This window comes from Pseudomonas sp. FFPRI_1, from assembly GCF_055384485.1.
On record NZ_AP029168.1, the window covers coordinates 5,581,411 to 5,600,847 of the forward strand.

General features: G+C 67.1%; 15 protein-coding genes. 12 read left to right on the plus strand and 3 right to left on the minus strand.

Annotated elements, in window-relative coordinates:
- Nucleotides 1-8 precede the first annotated feature (8 nt).
- The 12 genes from ACZ5BO_RS24745 to ACZ5BO_RS24800 all read left to right on the plus strand — a co-directional run bounded on the left by ACZ5BO_RS24745 (nt 9) and on the right by ACZ5BO_RS24800 (nt 16,107).
- Nucleotides 9-6,347 carry an AAA domain-containing protein gene (locus ACZ5BO_RS24745; RefSeq protein WP_464696816.1) on the plus strand — a complete coding sequence of 2,113 codons (6,339 nt, stop codon included), beginning with the start codon at nt 9-11 and terminating at the stop codon, nt 6,345-6,347.
- Nucleotides 6,344-7,678 (plus strand): coiled-coil domain-containing protein, encoded by a 1,335-nt coding sequence (locus ACZ5BO_RS24750; RefSeq protein ID WP_464696817.1) that lies wholly within the window; start codon nt 6,344-6,346, stop codon nt 7,676-7,678. Before ACZ5BO_RS24745 ends, ACZ5BO_RS24750 begins: the two co-directional genes overlap by 4 nt.
- 428 nt (nt 7,679-8,106) lie before the next feature.
- Entirely contained in the window at nt 8,107-8,574 is a 468-nt protein-coding gene (locus ACZ5BO_RS24755) for a VOC family protein (protein WP_025127284.1), read from the plus strand.
- Nucleotides 8,575-8,871: 297 nt separating this feature from the next.
- Nucleotides 8,872-10,095 carry a PepSY-associated TM helix domain-containing protein gene (locus tag ACZ5BO_RS24760; protein WP_464696818.1) on the plus strand — a complete coding sequence of 408 codons (1,224 nt, stop codon included), beginning with the start codon at nt 8,872-8,874 and terminating at the stop codon, nt 10,093-10,095.
- The gene (locus ACZ5BO_RS24765; RefSeq protein WP_025127282.1) at nt 10,092-10,631 is read left to right on the plus strand and encodes a hypothetical protein; all 540 of its coding nucleotides are present in this window, start codon (nt 10,092-10,094) and stop codon (nt 10,629-10,631) included. The genes ACZ5BO_RS24760 and ACZ5BO_RS24765 overlap by 4 nt, the downstream gene beginning before the upstream one ends.
- Nucleotides 10,631-10,978, plus strand: a complete 348-nt coding sequence (locus ACZ5BO_RS24770; RefSeq protein ID WP_025127281.1) for a hypothetical protein — start codon at nt 10,631-10,633, stop codon at nt 10,976-10,978. The genes ACZ5BO_RS24765 and ACZ5BO_RS24770 overlap by 1 nt, the downstream gene beginning before the upstream one ends.
- Nucleotides 10,975-11,547 carry a DUF6162 family protein gene (locus ACZ5BO_RS24775; RefSeq protein ID WP_464696820.1) on the plus strand — a complete coding sequence of 191 codons (573 nt, stop codon included), beginning with the start codon at nt 10,975-10,977 and terminating at the stop codon, nt 11,545-11,547. Before ACZ5BO_RS24770 ends, ACZ5BO_RS24775 begins: the two co-directional genes overlap by 4 nt.
- Nucleotides 11,548-11,582: 35 nt before the next feature.
- The gene (locus tag ACZ5BO_RS24780) at nt 11,583-12,512 is read left to right on the plus strand and encodes a metal ABC transporter substrate-binding protein (protein WP_464696821.1); all 930 of its coding nucleotides are present in this window, start codon (nt 11,583-11,585) and stop codon (nt 12,510-12,512) included.
- A complete protein-coding gene (locus tag ACZ5BO_RS24785; protein ID WP_464696822.1) occupies nt 12,509-13,264 on the plus strand; it encodes a metal ABC transporter ATP-binding protein in 756 nt (251 codons plus the stop codon). The genes ACZ5BO_RS24780 and ACZ5BO_RS24785 overlap by 4 nt, the downstream gene beginning before the upstream one ends.
- A complete protein-coding gene (locus ACZ5BO_RS24790; protein ID WP_233319983.1) occupies nt 13,264-14,163 on the plus strand; it encodes a metal ABC transporter permease in 900 nt (299 codons plus the stop codon). The genes ACZ5BO_RS24785 and ACZ5BO_RS24790 overlap by 1 nt, the downstream gene beginning before the upstream one ends.
- Nucleotides 14,164-15,153: a metal ABC transporter solute-binding protein, Zn/Mn family gene (locus ACZ5BO_RS24795; RefSeq protein WP_464696823.1), complete on the plus strand. Its 990-nt coding sequence runs from the start codon at nt 14,164-14,166 to the stop codon at nt 15,151-15,153.
- 126 nt (nt 15,154-15,279) lie between these two features.
- Nucleotides 15,280-16,107 carry a class I SAM-dependent methyltransferase gene (locus ACZ5BO_RS24800; protein WP_464696824.1) on the plus strand — a complete coding sequence of 276 codons (828 nt, stop codon included), beginning with the start codon at nt 15,280-15,282 and terminating at the stop codon, nt 16,105-16,107.
- A gap of 68 nt (nt 16,108-16,175) precedes the next feature.
- Here the strand turns inward: ACZ5BO_RS24800 and ACZ5BO_RS24805 are convergent, their stop codons facing one another.
- From ACZ5BO_RS24805 to ACZ5BO_RS24815, 3 genes are all read right to left on the minus strand, one after another.
- Nucleotides 16,176-16,400, minus strand: coding sequence for an MbtH family protein (locus ACZ5BO_RS24805; protein WP_025127274.1), 225 nt, complete (start codon nt 16,398-16,400; stop codon nt 16,176-16,178).
- An 82-nt stretch (nt 16,401-16,482) separates the two neighbouring features.
- Nucleotides 16,483-17,895, minus strand: coding sequence for an aspartate aminotransferase family protein (locus ACZ5BO_RS24810; RefSeq protein WP_025127273.1), 1,413 nt, complete (start codon nt 17,893-17,895; stop codon nt 16,483-16,485).
- A gap of 235 nt (nt 17,896-18,130) precedes the next feature.
- Nucleotides 18,131-19,429 carry a sensor histidine kinase gene (locus ACZ5BO_RS24815; protein ID WP_029978155.1) on the minus strand — a complete coding sequence of 433 codons (1,299 nt, stop codon included), beginning with the start codon at nt 19,427-19,429 and terminating at the stop codon, nt 18,131-18,133.
- Between the last annotated feature and the right edge of the window lie 8 nt (nt 19,430-19,437).

A 19,437-nucleotide genomic window follows, 5' to 3' on the forward strand; every position in this document is an offset into this window, starting at 1 on the left:
CGTTACCGATGATACGTTTTTGCCCCAATTGCCAGACCGAACGCTCCCTGGCCGAAATCTTCTGCGAAGGCCGCGTGGACAACCGAACCTGCGGCTGGGAACTGTCCACGGTGGCGATTCACCCGCAGGGCTGGCGGCCGCAGCCGGTGGTCACCCAAGAAGTGCTCGAACAGCAGCCTGCTGCCGTGCAGGACAGCGAACCGGCATTGCTCTGTGCCAACGGTCACGCCATGGCCGCGGGCGACCTGATGTGCCTGGAGTGTGGCGCCGATCCGGCGGCCCCCGGTGAGCAGCCACCCGTACCGGCGGTTGCCCAAGCACCGACCAGCGACAGCGACAGCGACAGCGAGACAGTGATCGAAGGCTGGCGCCTGCTGCGCCAGATCAGCGGCACCGCCGTGCGCGAACGCTTTCTCGCCGAGCAGCGGGAGAGCGGGCACCAGGCGGTCCTGACCCTCTATCAGGCCGGCGCCGAGCCCGACCCCTCGGTGTACGAGGCCCTCAAGCGCCTGCCCCGGGAACATGTACCGCAAATCATCCTCACCGGGCGCTGGGACGAGCGCGCCTTTGAAGTCGCCGAGGAACTCACCGGCGGCACCCTGGCGGACCTGGGCAACGTCCTGCATGACACGGCCGCGGTGCAGCACATCGTCCGTGAACTGGGTCAGGCCCTGCATGCCTTCAGCGAGGCCGGATTGCGCCACCGCGACCTGCGCCCGGCCACCCTGCTGGTGCGCAGCCGCGACCCCCTGGACCTGGTGATCAGCGGCTTTGGCTCGGCGCGCCTGTCGGAGTTCGACCTGGACATCGTCTCGCCGCTGGAAACCAGCCGCTACATGGCCCCGGAAGCCATCGCCGGCGGGGTGGCCGCAGCTTCCGACTGGTGGAGCCTGGGGATGATCCTGCTGGAGCAGTTGACCCAGGGCGCCTGCTTTGCCGGGATCAACGCCAACGCCTACCTGATTCACGTCCTGGCCAACGGCGTGCTGCTGCCGGATGACCTCGACCCGCGCCAGGAACTCTTGCTGCGCGGCTTGCTGGCCCGTGACCGGCACCAGCGCTGGCAATGGCCCCAAGTCCAGGCCTGGCTGCAGGGCGAAAGCCCCAGCGCGCCGAGTTCGGCCACCAGCGAGGAGGACGCCGACCAAGGCGCGACCATCGCCCTGGGCAATCGGCGCCTGCGCCGGCCAAGCCTGTTCGCCCTGGCGGCGGCCGAGGCCGAACACTGGCCCCAGGCCCTGGATCATCTGCTGCGGGGAGTGATCGTCACCTGGGCCGAACAGGCCGGGGCCTCTGCACGGCAACTGGCGGGTCTGCGCCAGGTGGCCCAGCACGAAGGGCTGGAGGACGACACCCGGCTGATGCTGGCGCTGAAGCTGCTGAACCCGGAAATGCCGCTGATCCTGCGCGGCGAAATCGTCACCCCCGGCTGGTTGCTGGAACATCCCCTGGAAGGCTACCGGTTGATCAGCGGTCCGGCGCCGGACCTGCTCGAACGCCTGGAAACCGAACACTGGCTGTCCCGGCTCAAGCTGCGGGAGCAGCAGGTGCGCCAGCGGGCCCAGCACCAGGGCATCGAGCTGGATGAAGACCAGCTGCGCATCTACCTGCTGTCCAGCTCCCGCGCGCGCCTGGCCGCCCGGTGGCAAGAGCACCAGCGCCTGCTGCCCGACAGCGAGCACAACGGCATCTTGTCCCTGTCCGACCGCCGCGCCATCAGCGAAGAAGACCTGATCGTGCTGCTCAGCGCCGCCATTGGCCAGTTCCGCTCGGTGGACGCGATCCTCGAAGAGGCCGCGACCCTGGCCCGGGAAGCCGTGGTCCTGAGCTTCGATCCCGTGGCGGCCCGCAACCTCCTGAGCCTGCCGCGCCCGGCCCTGTACCGGGAAGTGGATGAGCGCATCAGCGGTTTCGCCCGCTGCGGCGTGCCCGCTGTCGATGACTGGGCCGAGCAGTTCCGCCTGGAGCGGCGCATGCCCCTGGCCAAGGCCCTGGTGCTGCTGGCGATTGGCACCGAGCAATGGCTGGAGCCGCAGAAGCAGCACTATGTTTCGCAGATTCTCGATTTCTTCGAGAAAAAGGTCGCCAGCGTGGTGCTGCGCGGGCCCCTGGTGCGCATGAGCATCGGCAAGACCACCGCCCGGGTCGATCTCCACGAACTGCACAGTGAGCGCAGCCCGGCTCCGGCACTGCTGGACCACCTGGTCGCACGCAACGCCCAGCCCATCAGCCTCGACCCTGCGTGCTTCGGCGAAAACCCGCAGCTGGAACTGCGGCTCAACAGCCTGTACCGGCAGAGCTCGCTGTACAAGCGCGACACCGGCATCGACGGCCTGTACCTGGGGTTTCCCTTCCTCCTGACCCGGGACCCGCGGGGCACCACCCGCACGCGGATCGCCCCGCTGCTGCTGTGGCCGATCAAGCTGGTGCTGGAGGTCGGCAGCCGGGGCAAGGTGGCCCTGGTGTTCGACAGCGAGCGCGAGGAAGTGCGCCTCAACCCGGGGCTCGACACCCTGCTGGGAATAGACGCCGCCAAGGTCTGGCGCAAGGCCGCCGATGAAGTGCTGGGACGTTCGGCCCTCAAGGCCGCCGATGTCATGGATGCCTTCGGCATGCTGGCGACACCGCGTTCCCGGGTACTGGCCAACCTGCCCGCGGCGTCCACCGAAGTGCAGCCCTACCAGGATCAACTGGCCTGTGCCGGGGTGCTGTTTCATGTTGCCTTCATGGGCCAGGCCATCGGCGAGGACCTGCGCCAGCTCAAGGCCCTGCCCCCTGGCGGCACCGGGCTGGAGACCGCCCTGCGCCTGCAGGCCGGCAGCGACAGCGCCGGTGTCGACGCGCCGCACGCGGTGCCGGAACTGCAGCGCTTCTTCACCGTTGCCAGCGACCCGTCCCAGGAGGCTGCGGTGCTGCAGGCCCGCCAGGCGCCCGGGCTGCTGGTGGAGGGGCCTCCGGGCACCGGCAAGAGTCAGACCATCGTCAACATGGTGGCCGACGCCATCGGCCGCCAACGCAGCCTGCTGATCGTCTGCCAGAAGCACGCGGCCCTGGAAGTGGTGCACAAGCGCCTAGTGGCCGAGGGCCTGGGCAACCGGGTGGTGATGCTCAACGACATCAACCGCGACCGCGAGCCGGTGATCCGCAGCGTCCGTGAGCAACTCGAAGCCCTGTTCAAGGAAGAGGCCCCCGAGCAGCCCTGGTTGCGTCAGCGTGAGCGCCTGGCGGCGCGGATCGAGGCCCTGGAGGGTGAACTGGACCGCTTCCACCAGAGCCTGCATCGGGTCGATGAGCACAGCGGCCTGAGCTATCGCCAGTTGATCGGCGAACTGATCGGCCTGGAACAGGGCCTGCCGGCCCTGGATGTCCCGGTCTTGCGCGAGCATCTGGCCGGTCTCGACATCGCCGACCTGACCCGCCTGGAAGAGGCCTGCGCGCCGCTGATCCGCCTGTGGCTGCCGGCCCGCTACGAGCACAGCGCCCTGGCCAGGCTCCAGGCCTTTCCCACCGACCCGGCGACCCTGCAAGCCTTCAGCGAAGGCTTGCAGCGCCTGCTGGACTGTGAAACCCGACGCCTGCAAACCCTGCAGGCGCACCCCGCCAGCTTTGAAGTCGACGACCCCGCGCCTTATCGCGCCTGGCTCGAACGCCATGTGCACAACCTGCTGGGCCTGGACGACCAGCGCCGCCAGCGGCTGGCGCGCTGGCTGCCGCTGTTTCGTCAGCAGCCCGGCCAAGCGGCTGAAGGCAACGGGCTGATCCAGGCCCTGCAAGCGCTCCAGCAGCAACTGGAAGCATGCGATACGACGGTTCATCAACAGGCCCTGGCCCCTGGCCTGAGCCGTTTGAGCGCTTCCCAGTTGCGCACCCTGCAGCAGCGGGCCCGCAAGGTGATCCAGGCCCGCTCCTGGCTGGCTCGCCTCAACCCCTTGCGGCTGCTGCGCCAGCGCCAGTTGCTGGGTTTTCTCGCCGAACAGGGCCAGGCCGCCGAGCCATCGGGCCTGCCCGCACTGCTCGCGGCGGCCCTGCTGGAAAGCCAATGGCGGCCATTGCGCAGCCAGTTGCAACAGCTGCATCAGCCATTGGCCCTGGAGGCCGTGGCCGATGACTGCGGCCCCGGGCTGCTGCCCCAGGTACGCCAGGACCTTGGCCAACTGGAGGAGATCCGCGCCCTGGCCCTGGCCCTGGCCGAAGCGCCCCGGGTCGAACAGGTGGACGCCGTGGCGCTGAGCGGCGAACGCCAGTCCCTGGACAGCCTGCTGGCCGGTTACGACGCGGCCTTTATCCGCCACAGCGTGCGCCAGGACAGCCGCAACGCCCTGCAACGCCTGAGCCCATGGCTGCAGCCGGACCTGCTGGACCAACTGCAGCAACGGGTGGACCTCAACCAGGGCAATCAGCCGACCCTCGAGCCACTGCGCGAGGCCTTGCCGAGCCTGCCGGCCTACCAGGCCTTCCGCGCGCGCGCCAGCCAGTTGTCGGCCGCAGACCTGGAACTGCTGGCGGTGCTGCGGGACTACCAGAACACCCTGGATACGATCCCTGCCGAGCAGCTGGAAGGGACGGTCCGGCGCATGCTCAACCGCGAAGCGCGCCTGGGCTGGAAACGCCAGATGGAGCAGCAGCGCCCGGAACTGATGCTGGAACAGAACGAAACCGCGGCGAAGATCAGCAGCCTGGCACAGGCCGACACCCAGATGCGCGCCCTCAACCGTCAACTGCTCAGCGAAGGCATCGACCTGGCGCGCCTGGGCACCCGCAAGCAGTGGGAAGACGTCACCCGCCTGACCGGGCGCCGTTCGCGAAGGCTGCGGGAATTCATGGAGATGGGCGCGGGCCTGGGGCTGATGAGCCTGCGGCCGGTGTGGCTGATGAACCCGGACGTGGCCAGCCGGGTGTTGCCGCTCAAGCCCGGGTTGTTCGACATCGTGATCTACGACGAGGCCTCGCAGATGCCGGTGGAGTTCGCCTTGCCCACCCTGTACCGGGGCCGGATCACCGTGGTCAGCGGCGACGAGAAGCAAATGCCGCCCACGGCGTTTTTCTCCAGCCGGGTGGAAAGCGACGAGGCCGAGCTGTTCGACGGTGAACAGCCGGATGCCGAGGCCGACGAGGAACAGCGCGAAGCCTTCGAAGACACCTGGAACCGCCGGGAAATCAAGGACTGCCCGGACCTGTTGCAACTGGCCCGCAGCGCCTTGCCCGCCACCACCTTGCAGATCCACTACCGCTCGGCCTACCGCGAGCTGATCGGTTTTTCCAACGCTTCGTTCTATGGCAACCGCCTGAGCATTCCGGTGCGTCATCCCCAGGCCAATATCCTCGCCATCAAGCCCCTGGAGCTGATCCGCGTGGACGGCGTCTACCAGCAACAGATCAACCCCGACGAGGCCGAACGGGTGGTGGACTACCTGGCCGGGCTCTGGCAGACGCCGTACGCCGAGCGACCGTCAGTGGGGGTGGTGACCTTCAACCGCAAGCAGGCCGACCTGATCGAGGAACGCCTGGAACTGCGTGCCGAGCAGGACCCTGTGTTCCGCGCCGCCTACAGCCAGGAGCGCGAGCGCAGCGAGGATGGCGAAGACATGTCGGTGTTCGTCAAGAACGTCGAGAACGTCCAGGGCGACGAGCGCGACATCATCGTGTTTTCCTCGACCTTCGGCCGCAACAGCCAGGGCAGCTTCCGGCGCAACTTCGGGGTGCTGGGGCAAACCGGTGGCGAGCGCCGGCTCAACGTGGCGGTGACCCGCGCCCGGCGCAAGGTGGTGATGATCACCTCGATGCCGATCGCCGACATCTCCGACATGCTCACCACCCAACGCCCGCCCGCCAGCCCGCGGGACTACCTGCAAGGCTACCTGGAGTACGCCCGTGCCCTGTCCGCCGGAGAGTTCGGCAGCGGCCAGCAACTGCTCGGGCGACTGGTCACCGAGCGCCAGGACCTGCGTGCCCAGCACACCGCCCACAGCGATGGCTTCACCGAGGCGGTGGCGGCCTTTATCCGCTCCCTGGGCTGGAACCCGGTCAGCGCCAACGAAGGCGATGCCTTCGGCCTGGATTTTGCCATCGAGCACCCCGACACCGGGCTCTATGCCCTGGGCATCGAATGCGACACCCCGCGCCACGGCCTGCTGGCCCGCGCCCGCTCCCGGGAAATCTGGCGGCCGTCGGTGCTGGGCCGGGCCATCCCGCACCTGCACCGGGTCTCATCCCAGGGTTGGTACCAGGACGGCGAAGCCGAGCGCAGCCGCCTGCAAGCGGTCATCGAGCGAGCCCTGAGCCCGGCTACCAGTGCCGAGCCGGCGACTCAACCCCAAGCACTGCTGGACACGGAGAACACCCCATGAGCGGCCCGAAAGTGGTGCGTATCGTTACCCGCGAAGAAATCCTCGAGATCTGCGCCGGCCATCTGCGGCGCCTGGAACAGGCGATTGCCCGCTGGGAACAACAGGGCCAGCGCCTGGGGCAACTGAGCGCAGAGGAACAGGCGGCGACCCAGGCTCGCTTCGAGCAATTGCGCAGCCTGATCGACGCCGATCGCCTGCAGGAGTTGCAGCGCCAGGTGCCGATCGAAATCGAGTTTCTCAAGGACGACCTGCAGCAGCGGGAAACCCGGGCAGTCCAACAGGCCACGCAACAGCGGCAACTGGCCCGGCGCCAGCGGGAAAATGCCACGACCCTGCTGGGCGCCCTGGAGGCTAGGCCGATCAGCCCCCAGCTGCGGCAGCAGTTGCAGGAAATCGCCGACGGCCAATCCACTGAGGCGGTCGAGTCAATCCTCGCCCAGGGTTTCGCCAGCCTCAGCGCCGCCGCCGAACAACCGGGCCTGAGCCAGGCCCAGCAGCAACTGGCCCGGCGCCTGCAGGAAGATCCCGCGCCCCAGTCCCTGGCGCAATGGCGGGCAGCCCATGAACAGGCCGAACCGCGGCTGGAGCGCATCGAGCAGCACATTGCCCAGTTGCTGACCCTGGACCAGCAGGCCAGCGCCGAACCCTACCTGGTCAAGTTGCGCCAGATCGATGCCGAGACTCGCACCCAGCAGCGCAACCTGCTGCTGGACAGCCTGGTGCTGGAGTTGGCCCAGGCCACCCGTGACAGCCAGCAACGCCGCGCTCGCCTGGCCCGCCTCCAGGAACTGGCGAGCGAAGCCGCGACCTTGCTCGGGGATACCGCCGCTCAATCGCTGGCCGAGGCCGAGCACTGCAACCTGGCCAACATGGCACCCGTGGAGCCGTTGATCACCCGCTTCAGCGCGATGATCGAGAGCGAGCTGCAACAGCGAGCGGCCCTGGCCCGCCGCCAGGCAGTGCTCGAAGGCTTGAGCAGCCTGGGCTATGAAGTCCGCGAAGGCATGGCCACCGCCTGGGCCCGGGACGGCCGAGTGGTACTGCGCAAGAGCGCCACCCCGGGCTATGGCGTGGAAGTCGGAGGCAACGCCGACAACGGTCGCCTGCAAGTGCGCGCCGTGGCCCTCAGCGCCCAGCGCGATCAGGGACGCGACCAGGACATCGAGACCATTTGGTGCGGCGAATTCCAGCGCCTGCAGAAGTTGCTGGCCGCCCAGGGAGACGACCTGAGTATCGAAAAGGTCCTGGCCGTGGGCGCCGTGCCCCTCAAGGAAGTGCAACTGGAAGACCACCGCGAGGTTCAGCGGCAGCCCCTGCAACAACGCCATTGAACCGATCCTCCGCCCGCGACGCCCAGCCCATAAGCCAAGGGCGTCGTCGGGGCTGACGTGCCTCAATGACCCGAGGCTATCTGCCCTGTGCAGCGGGTCAGGAGGAACGCCCCCACGGCGTCCGAATCCCGCGTCTTGGCCAGCCAGGGGCTCCACGAACCGTCGCGGTTGCCCGGGCGCGCCACCTGCCATGCGATGTGCAGGTCCTGGCGCTTTCCACGATCAACGCGCTGTCGGTATCGATCCCGGCTTTAAGGGCGAGGTTGGCGAAGACCCAGGCCAGGTCCAGCTGGCTCACCGAAGGGGCCCGCAACAGGCCGCTGTTGCCTGGACGACACCTCGTCGGCCCGCTCAAGCGCCCCCGGATCCCGGGTATAGAGTGAAACCTGCTCGATCCCCGCCCAACAACAAGAGCAAGGAGAACCCCGATGAGCGTCAACCCCATTCCCGAAGGCTTCAGCGGCGTCACCCCCTACCTGGGCATCCAGCGCGCCGCCGAGGCCATCGAGTTCTACAAGAAGGCTTTCGACGCGGTGCAGATCATGCGCCTGGACATGCCCGACGGCAGCGTCGGCCACGCCGAACTGCGCATCGGCGGCTCGGCCATCATGCTCGGCAGCCCGTGCGAACAAACCCCGATGGGCAGCCCGGAAGCCCACAAGACTTCAGTCGGGCTGCACCTGTATGTGGAAGATGTCGACAGCCGCTTTGCCCAGGCGATTGCCGCGGGCGGCACCGAGGTGTCGGCGGTCAAGGACCAGTTCTACGGCGACCGCAGCGGCAGCCTGCGAGATCCTTTCGGGCATGTGTGGTTCCTGGCCAGCCGCAAGGAAGAACTGAGCACCGAGGAAATCAGCCGACGAGCCCGGGAGATGTTTCAGCAACAGGCCGGCTGAGCCTTGCGCTTAGCTCCTGTAGGAGCCGGCTTGTCGGCGAAGGCGGGGTTGCCGGCCTCTTCGCTGGCAAGCCAGCTCCTGCGGGGCCAGAACATGCCTCGAGAAACCCGGTTTTATCCAGCTTTTACAGCTTGGAAACATTTACTTTCATATCGCCTTTCGGGATTTACGATTCTCATTCGTCTTAATTAGATGCAGCAGGCCGCGTTGGCCAAGCCTATGCCCGGGCGTTTTTAGCCCGGGCATAGGTCTGAGGTTCCAGTGCCGCTCCACCCCTCGAATCAAGACGCTCATTCAATGTCGAAGAAGTCCCGTTCAAAAATCTGGTTTCTGGTGCACAGCTGGCTGGCATTGCCCATCTGGTTCTTTGTGCTGATCGTCTGCGTGACGGGCACCCTGGCGGTGGTCAGCCAGGAAATCGTGTGGCTGGCCAACCCGGATATCCGCGCCAGCAAACCCTCGGATGATGCCCAGCCGCTGAACTACGACCAGGTCGTCCAGGCCATCCAGCGCGCCGAACCCCTGACCCGGGTGGACACCATCGTCACCCCGGACGAAAGCCACTTCGCCCTGAGCGTCAGCGTCAGCCGCCCCGACGGCCGCTCTCCGACGCTGTACGTCAACCCCTACACCGGGGCGATCCAGGGCACCAGCCCGGACTTCAACTTCCAGGCCTTCACCCGTGCCCTGCACGGCTGGTGGCTGGTGCCCTTCACCAACGGCTACAGCTGGGGCTGGTACCTGGTGGCCATCCTCGGGCTGCCGATGCTGGCCTCGCTGGTCACCGGGCTGGTGGTCTACAAGAAGTTCTGGAAAGGCTTCCTCAAGCCGACCCTGCGGCTGCGTCATGGCGCGCGGATCTTCTGGGGCGACTTTCACCGCCTCAGCGGCATCTGGTCGATCTGGTTCATCGCGGTGATTTCCATCACCGGCACCTGGTTCCTGATCCAGGCGATCCTCGCCGACAACCACATCAGCATCTCCAGCGAGCCCATAGTCCCGGTGATTGCCCGGGAACAGGTACCGACCACCGCCGACGGCAGCCCGGCGCCGATGATCGCCCTGAACCAGGCCATCGACATCGCCACGCAGAAGATCCCCGGCTTCGACATCAGCTTCGTCAGCCTGCCCAGCAACGCCTACAGCCACCTCTATGTCGGTGGCCGCGGCTGGTATCCATTGATGTACCAGACCGCCAACATCAACCCCTATACCGGCTCCCTGGACACCTCGCACCTGCTCAGCGACCGCACTCCCCTGGAGTTCGTCACCGAATCCATGCGCCCGCTGCACACCGGTGACTTTGGCGGCATCTGGGTCAAGCTGATCTGGTTCTGCTTCGGCCTGATTCTCAGCATGATGGTCCTCAGCGGCCTGCTGATCTGGACCAAGCGCACTGCCCTGGCCACCGCCAACGCCCTGAAGCGCGAGGAAAAGGCTACCCGCCAGCGCCCCGTCGGCAAACCTGCAACGGCGCCCGCGCCGGCCATGAACATCGAAACCTCGGAGAGTCATTCGTGAGCCAGACCAGCACCGCAACCCCGACCTCGGGCCTGAGCCGGCTCTGGCACAAATGGCGCTTCCACCTGAACATCCTGCTGTTGCTGATCCCCCTGGGGTTCATGCCCAAGTACTTTGCCGACACCGCGCTGTTTCGCGGCGACAGCGGCCTTGGCGAACGGGAGATCGGTGAAGTCCAGGTCGGCCCCTGGAGCCTGCGCCTGGCGGAAATGCGCAACGAAGCACCGCGCCGCGACGGTCCCGCCGGCTACATGAAAAGCTTCAACGCCGCCCTGTGCCAGGCCTGCGCCGACCCGGTCAAGGCCACCTACCTGCGCATCGGCAAGCCGCGCAGCCTGCGGGCCGCCGGGGTGATCTTCTTCGGCAGCCCGTACCGCATGGGCGCCAGCCTGCCGATCCCGGAAAAGACCCGGGCCGACGCCGAACTGTGGATCACCATGGAAGGCTGGGACGGCAGCCTGCACCAGGCCGCCATTCCCCTGAGCCAGGCCTCTCCGGCCACCGTGGCCTGGCTCGAAAAACAAGGAGGCAAATGATGATCCGCGCAGTATCCACGCTTCGCCTGCGGCACCTGGGTGCCAGTGTCCTGCTGGTGCTGGGGGCCGGTCTGAGCACCAGTGCCCTGGCCCACAACCCGATGTGCGAATGCAAGGCCATCGACGCCGAGCAGATCCGCTGCACCGGCGGTTTCTCCGATGGCAGCGGCGCGCCGGGGGTAACCCTGGACGTGATCGGCTATGACGAAACCATCCTGGTGCCGGGCAAGCTCGGCGACGACTCGACCCTGACCTTCAAGAAGCCCTCCGCCGAGTTCTACGTGCTGTTCGACGCCGGCCCCGGCCACGTGGTGGAAATCGACCAAGCGGATATCGAGGCCCCATGAAAGCAGCCACCACCCAGGTCGTGCGCCCCGCCGGTGCCGGCCACGAAACCCTCTATGTGCTGCTGTTGTGCGCGCTGATTCTGAGTGTGGCCGCCACTGTGGTGCTGTGGCGCGGCGAAAAAACCGAGACCGGCAGCATCGCCAGCCACCAGTTGGACGCCCGCCGCGACCTCAGCGCCGGCGAGCAAGGGATCTATGCCGACCTGCGGGTTACCCTCGACGAAATCCTCCTGCTGCGCGCCGAAAGCCAGAGCCTGCCAACGCCCGAGGCGCTGGCCGCAGAAGGCTTCGCCCCCTTCGCCCAGGACGCCAGTTCGGTGAGCCGTGGCGGCCATGTCTGGCAATTGCAGGACCAGGCCTACCTGGGCCTGAGCCAGAACCCGCAGGTGGCCGGTTCCTTTCTGATGCGCATCGACGCCAAGGATGACTCCCAGGCCAACATCTGGCTCAACCGCACCCCCTCCGCATCCCTGCCCGCCGACCTGAGCGACGCGCCACTGATCGCCGCCGGCTGGCAGCAGGTGGTGGCGCAATTCGATGCCGGAGTCACCCGCCAGCATCGCCACTGATCATTCGCATTCACCCGAGAGAAGACCGCTTGCCCATGCCTATTTCATCTCAACGCCGCCCCTTCCTGCGGGTGCTGCTGGTCAGCCTGCTGGCCCTGATGCTCAGCCCCCTGGCCAGCGCCGACCCGGCCAAGCGCCTGCGCATCGGCATCACCCTGCACCCCTACTACAGCTACGTGGCGAATATCGTCGGTGACAAGGCCGAGGTGGTGCCGCTGATTCCGGCCGGCTTCAACCCCCACGCCTACGAGCCCCGGGCCGAAGACATCAAGCGCATCGGCAGCCTGGACGTGATCGTACTCAACGGCGTGGGCCACGATGACTTCGCCGACCGCATGATCGCCGCCAGCGAGCGCCCGGACATCCCGGTGATCGAAGCCAACCAGAACGTACCGCTGCTGGCCGCCACCGGCGTCGCCGCTCGCGGTGCCGGCAAGGTGGTCAACCCGCACACCTTCCTGTCCATCAGCGCCTCCATCGCCCAGGTCAACAACATCGCCCGGGAACTGGGCAAGATGGACCCGGCCAACGCCAAGACCTACACCCAGAACGCCCGCGCCTACGGCAAGCGCCTGCGGCAGATGCGCGCCGACGCCCTGGCCAAGCTGACCCAGGCACCCAACGCCGACCTGCGAGTGGCCACGGTGCACGCTGCCTACGACTACCTGCTGCGCGAATTCGGCCTGCAAGTGACCGCGGTGGTGGAACCGGCCCACGGCATCGAACCCAGCCCCAGCCAGCTGAAGAAGACCATCGACCAGCTGCGTGAGCTGGACGTCAAGGTGATCTTCTCCGAGATGGACTTCCCCTCCACCTACGTCGAGACCATCCAGCGCGAGTCTGGGGTCAAGCTCTACCCGCTGTCGCACATCTCCTACGGCGACTACAGCGCCGACAAGTACGAGAAGGAAATGAAAGGCAACCTCGACACCGTGGTCCGGGCCATCCAGGAGTCCGGGGCATGACCGCTCTTGAAACCCTGCTGCGGGGCCCGGCGATCGAGTTCGACCAGGTCAGCCTGACCCTGGGCCGCACCACCATTCTCGACCGGGTGCAGTTCCAGGTGCAGCCCGGCAGCGTGCACGCCCTGGTGGGCCCCAACGGTGGCGGCAAGAGCTCGCTGATCAAGACCCTGCTGGGGCAGATGCCGCACCAGGGCCAGTTGCGCCTGCAATGGCCGGACACCCCGGGCACTATCGGCTACGTGCCCCAGGCCCTGGAGTTCGACCGCGGCCTGCCCATGACCGTGGACGACTTCATGGCCGCCATGTGCCAGCGCCGCCCGGCCTTCCTCGGCCTCAGCCGGCACTACGCCAAGGCCATTGGCGAGGCCCTGGAGCGGGTCGGCATGCAGGACAAGCGCAAGCGGCGCATGGGCGCCCTGTCCGGTGGTGAACGCCAGCGGGTGCTGCTGGCCCAGGGCCTGATCCCGGCCCCGCAGTTGCTGGTGCTCGACGAGCCGATGTCGGCCCTCGACGAGGCCGGGATCCAGGTCTTCGAGCGCCTGCTCCACGACTGGCGCCAGAGCGGCATCACCCTGCTGTGGATCGAGCACGACCTGGAGGCCGTGGGCCGCCTGGCCGACCGGGTCACCGGGCTCAACCGCCGGGTGCTGTTCGACGGCCCCGCGGCGCAGACCCTGACCCCGGAACGCCTGCTGAGCCTGTTCTCCACCCACCCGCGCGCCGCCGCCCCAGCCAGCGGGAGTGCTGCCTGATGAGTTATGAAGCTTTTCGCCTGATGGTCCAGGGCTGGGCCTCTTCCGGCTACCTGCCCGAAGCCCTGGCCTACGGGTTCGTGGTCAATGCCCTGCTGGCCGGCCTGTTGATCGGCCCGGTGCTGGGCGGCCTGGGCACCCTGGTGGTGGTCAAGCGCTTCGCCTTCTTCTCCGAGGCGGTGGGCCACGCGGCGCTGACCGGAGTAGCCATCGGCATTCTCCTGGGGGAACCCTACACCGGCCCCTACGGCAGCCTGTTCGGCTACTGCCTGCTGTTCGGCATCCTCCTCAACTACCTGCGCAACCGTACCGGCCTGGCTCCGGACACCCTGATCGGGGTGTTCCTCTCAGTGTCCCTGGCCCTGGGCGCCAGCCTGCTGCTGATCCTCGCCGGCAAGATCAACGTGCACATCCTGGAGAACGTGCTGTTCGGTTCGGTGCTCACGGTCAACGGCAACGACCTCCTGGTGCTGCTGATCGTCGGCGCCCTGGTGCTGGGCCTGAGCCTGCCGCTGTACAACCGCATCATGCTGGCCAGCTTCAACCCGCAACTGGCGGCAGTGCGCGGGGTGGCGGTGAAGTCCCTGGACTACCTGTTCGTGATCCTGGTGACCCTGATCACCGTGGCCGCGGTCAAGGTCATCGGCGCCATCCTGGTGGGCGCCCTGCTGGTGATCCCGGCAGCAGCGGCGCGCCTGCTGAGCCAGTCGCTCAAGGGCTTTTTCTGGATCTCGGTGAGCATTGCCACCGTCAGCACCCTGTGCGGCATCTTGCTGCCCATCGTCTTCGACCTGCCGGTGCCCTCCGGCGCCGCGATCATCCTGGTAGCCGGCGTGGCCTTCGCCCTGGCCGCCATCGCCCGTGGCACGGTCCCCAGCCTGAAAGGGAATATCGGATAAATGCACAGTTCATTGCCTCACCTGTCACTGCGTCGCCTGACCCTGGCCCTGGCCCTCGGCGGCCTGATCAGCACTCCGGCACTGGCCGAACGCGACCACTTCGAACCGATGCGCGTGGTCGCCAACCACGGCATGGGCAATACCGCGCTGCACAGCGCCACCTCTAGCAAACCACTGACGGTGCTGGCTTCGTTGCCGGTGACCTTCGGCCTGGGGCAGATCCTGCTGCAGGGCACCGACGTCAAGCTGGAACGGGCAGCCCCGGCCAACCTGCCGGGCTCGCGACAGACCGCCTACTTCACCGGGCGCGGTGCCCCGGCCCTGAGCAAGCTGGCGCTGAATGCCGACGCAGTGATCGGCCTGCGCTCGATCTGGCCGGACGACCCGCTGTACCCCAACGCCCGGCGCAGCAATATCCGCATCGTCGAGATCGACGCCGCGCGCCCGGTGGACGGCGCCCTGGCCGGGGTGGCCCTGCAACCGGGCAAGAGCGACGGGCTGAATGCCCAGCCCTGGCTGTCCAGCAACAACCTGGGGCGCATGGCCGACGTGCTGGCCGCGGACCTTGCGCGCCTGGCCCCCGAAGCCAAGCCACAGATCGAGAGCAACCTGGCGGGGCTCAAACAACGCTTGCTGAAACTCAACGCCGACAGCGAGGCGCGCCTGGCCGAGGCTGACAACCTCAGCGTGCTGAGCCTCTCCGAGCACTTTGGCTACCTGGTCAGCGGCTTGAACCTGGAGCTGGTGGAAGTCGACGCCCGCGCCGACAACCAATGGACGCCCGAAGCACTGCAGAAACTGCAAGCCCAACTCAAGGACAATGACGTGGCCATTGTCCTGCACCATCGCCAGCCGTCCGATGCCCTGAAAGCCGCGGTCAGCGCCGGCGGCAGCCAATTGCTGGTACTGCAAACCGACAGTGCCGACCCGCTGAGTGAACTGGAAGGCAACCTGCAGAAAATCACCCAGGCCCTGGCCCCGAAAAGCTGAGCCCGCCCCCTGTCGCCGCTGCCGCCCGTTCGGTGGCGGCAGCGCTTACATATTCCCTCAAGATTGTGCGCATTTCCCGGTGCTAGTCTGCGCTTCGCAAACATGCCCAGACAGGAAATCCACGCCATGAGCGACTACCTGAAACTCAACAAGACCAACTGGGACGAACGCGCGCCCCTGCACGCTGCCTCGGCGGATTATGCGGTGCAACGCTTTGTCGACGACGGCGACTATCTTTCCGATGTGGTGCAGTTCGACCGTCCCCTGCTGGGGGATATCCGCGGCCTGCGCGGGGTGCATCTGCAATGCCATATCGGCACCGACACCCTGTCCCTGGCTCGCCTCGGCGCGCAGATGAGCGGCGTGGACTTCTCCCCGGCGTCCCTGGCCGAGGCCCGGGCCCTGGCTCAACGCTGCAAGACGCCTATCGACTACCACGAGTCCGACGTGTTCCTGGCCGCCGAGGTCCTGCCCCAGGGCAGCTTCGATCTGGTCTACACCGGCATCGGTGCCCTGTGCTGGCTGCCGAGCATCGAGCGCTGGGCACGCACCGTCGGCGCCCTGCTCAAGCCCGGCGGCCGACTGTTCATCCGCGAGGGGCACCCGATGCTCTGGGCCCTCAATGAAGATCACCAGGACTCGCTGCGGGTCGAGTATCCCTACTTCGAACACAGCGAGCCCCTGGTCTGGGATGACGAAAACACCTACGTGGACACCGACAGCCCCCTCAAGGCCACGGTGACCCACGAATGGAACCACGGCCTGGGTGAAATCATCAGCGCCCTGCTGGCCCAGGGCCTGGAGATCACCGGGCTGGTGGAGCACCAGAGCCTGCCCTGGGAGGCCCTGCCCGGGCAGATGGAAATGGATGAACACGGCGAATGGCGGCTCAAGGAAGCGCCGTGGCGCCTGCCGCTGAGCTACACCCTGCAGGCCGTCAAGCGCAGGACCTAGGCACGAGGCATGAAAAAGCCCGCTGAACACCAGGGTTCAGCGGGCTTTTGTGTGCCCGGGATCGAGGATCAGCCGGCCACTGCCTGCGAGTCCATCTTCTGGCGCAGGCTCAGCGGACGCATGTCGGTCCAGACTTCTTCGATATAGGCCAAGCAGTCCTTCTTGAAACCGCTCTTGCCCACGGTGCGCCAGCCTTGGGGCACGGCCTTGTAGTCGGGCCAGATCGAGTATTGCTCTTCATGGTTGACCACCACCTGGAACAGGATGTCCTCGCGGTCGAATACTGAAGTCATTGCTTGTCTCCATCGCTGATAAGGGACGCCGCGCCCCAGGCGCGGCGGTTGTGTAGAAGGAACGAAGCAGGGCCGCGAAAAATTACAGGCCGGCCACCGCCGCCGCGACCGCCTTGCTGAAGATCTCCGCCACCTGATCGATCTGCGCGGCCGTGATCACCAGCGGCGGCAGGAAACGCACCACGCTGCCGTGGCGCCCGCCCAGTTCGAGGATCAGCCCGCGCTTGAGGCATTCGCGCTGCACCAACGGCGCCAGGCGCGCATGCTGCGGTGGGTGGCCCTGGGCATCCGGCGCGCCGGCCGGGTCCACCAGTTCCACGCCGAGCATCAGGCCGCGGCCACGGACATCCCCCAGTTGCGGGAAGTCGCGCTGCAGGATCAGCAGGTGTTCGCGCAAGCGCTCGCCCATGGCCAACGCGTGCTCGGGCAGCCGGTGCTCCTTGAGGTAGCGCATCACCGCAGAACCGGTGGCCATGGCCATCTGATTGCCGCGGAAGGTGCCGGCGTGGGCCCCCGGCTGCCAGGTGTCGAGCCAGTCGCGATAGACCATCACCGCCAGTGGCAGGCTGCCGCCAATGGCCTTGGACATCACCACCACATCGGGAATGATCCCGGCGTGCTCGAAGGCGAACATCTTGCCGGTACGACCAAAACCGCTCTGGATCTCATCGACGATCAGCGCCACACCGGCTTTTTCAGTGATGCGCCGCAGCCCTTGCAGCCACTCCAGGTCCGCCGGAATCACTCCGCCCTCGCCCTGCACCGCCTCGACGATCACCGCCGCCGGCAGGGCCACCCCGGCTTCCGGGTCGTTGAGCAAGTTTTCCAGGTAGTGCAGGTTGACCTTGACCCCTTCGGCACCGCCGAGCCCGAACGGGCAGCGGTAGTCGTAGGGAAAGGGCAGGAACTGCACGCCATTGTTGAGCAGCCCGGCCAGGGCGCGCTTGGGCCCCAGGCTGCCCATCAGGCTCAAGGCGCCTTGGCTCATGCCGTGGTAACCGCCTTGGAACGACAGCACGGTGCTGCGCCCGGTGGCGGTGCGCACCAGCTTCAGCGCCGCTTCCACGGCGTCGGTGCCGGTGGGGCCGCAGAACTGGATCTTGGCCTCGGCGGCCAGGGCCTCGGGCAACAGGCCGAACAGGTCCTGGACGAACTGGTCCTTGACCGGGGTGGTCAGGTCCAGGGTCAGCAGTGGCAACTCATCGGCCAGCACCTGCTGGATCGCGGCGATCACCACCGGGTGGTTGTGGCCCAGGGCCAGGGTCCCGGCGCCGGCCAGGCAATCGATGAAGCGCCGGCCCTCGACGTCCTCGACGTGGATGCCGCTGGCCCGTTTCAGGGCCAGGGGAATACGTCGCGGGTAGCTGCGGGCATTGGATTCCTGGCGGCTCTGACGGGCCAGCAGGGGCGACTCGTCGAACTGGTAAAGGGGCTCCGCCGATGCAGGGGCCACCCCCACCGGCTGATCTTCCATAAGGCTGGTAACGGCTGACATGTCTCGAACCCTCACGCTGCAATTTAAGCAAAACGGCCACCGGCCGGATGCGCAGCCGAAGCAAGGTGCGCACTGACAGGTTTTCCTGTTCTGGAAACGCACCAGCGCGGTCGGGATTTACACCCAGGGTCAGGGAAATTGCACATATCGCCCCTGTAGGAGCCAGCTTGCTGGCGAAGGCGATCGTTCAGGCCCCTTCGCTGGCAAGCCAGCTCCTACAGGGGCCGGTGATGGGTCAGGCGCGCTGGGCAGGCAGGGTCAACTCGACGCGCAGGCCGTCGGGGCGGCTGTCGAAATGCAGGTCGCAGCCGCAACGCTGGACGATGGCCTGGACAATCGCCAGGCCCAGGCCGCAGCCGCTGCTCTGGCTGTCACGCCAGAAGCGCTGGGTCAGGTGTTGCAGGTCTTCGGCGGCAATCCCCGTGCCGTGGTCACGCACCTGGAAGCGCACGCGGCCACCGACCCTCTCCAGGTTCAACTCCACCGGGCATTCGTCCGGGGTATGCCGCAGGGCGTTGTCCAGCAGGTTGCGCAAGGCAGCAATGGCCAGGGTCGAGGGCATTTCCACCGGGGCTTCGCCGGCCTTGCCCTCCAGGTGCAGCCTGACCCGGGCCCGTGCCCCCACGGCAGCGTCCTGAATCGCCAGGCGCGCCACCTGCTCGGCGTTGCAATGCACACCGTCATCGAACGACAGGCTACCCTCGACCCGGGCCAGCAGCAGCAACTGCTCCAGGGTCCGGTGCATGCGGTCGGCGCCCTCTTCGGCCCGGGCCAGGGCCTGGTCCCGGGCCGCACCTTCGGTCATGCGCGCCACTTGCAGGTGGGTCTTGATCGCGGTCAGCGGGCTGCGCAGTTCGTGGGCGGCATCGCCGGTCAAGCGCCGTTCGCGCTCGATGGTCTTGGCGATGCGCTGGAACAGCTGGTTCTGGGTTTCCAGCAGCGGCCGCAACTCGCTGGGCATCGGCTGGACCTGCAGCGGTTCCAGGGAGTCGGCGCTACGGCGCATCAGCGCATCGCGAATGCGATTGAGCGGCGCCAGGCTCTGGCCTATGCCCAGCCACAGCAGCCACAGGCAACCGAGCAGGGCCACGCCCACCGGCACCGAAGCGGCGAGCAGCACCGACATGTTCAGGGCCTCGCGCTCCACCTGACGGTCGGCGGTGGTGATGCGCAAGTCACCGCGCACCAAAGTGAAGGTGCGCCAGGGTGCGCCATCGATCATCTGGTCGTGAAAGCCCAGTTTCTCGGCTTCCAGGGTGTGTTCCGGGGTGCTGTGGCTGCGGGCCAGGATCTGCCCGCGCAAGGAGCTGACCTGGCAGGCCATGCCCCCGGGAATGGTCAGGGCCGCGCTATTGATCTGATTGCCCGGGGCGTGGGACGGCAGCGTCGGCATCTGTTCCAGCAGGCCGGCCACCATGCGCGCCGAAGCCACCAGGCGCTGGTCCAGGGAAAACATCATCTGGTTGCGCAGATCACTGAGCATCCAGGCCGCAGCCAGGGCCCAGATCAGAATGAAGGCGGCGCCGAGGGTCATGCTCAGGC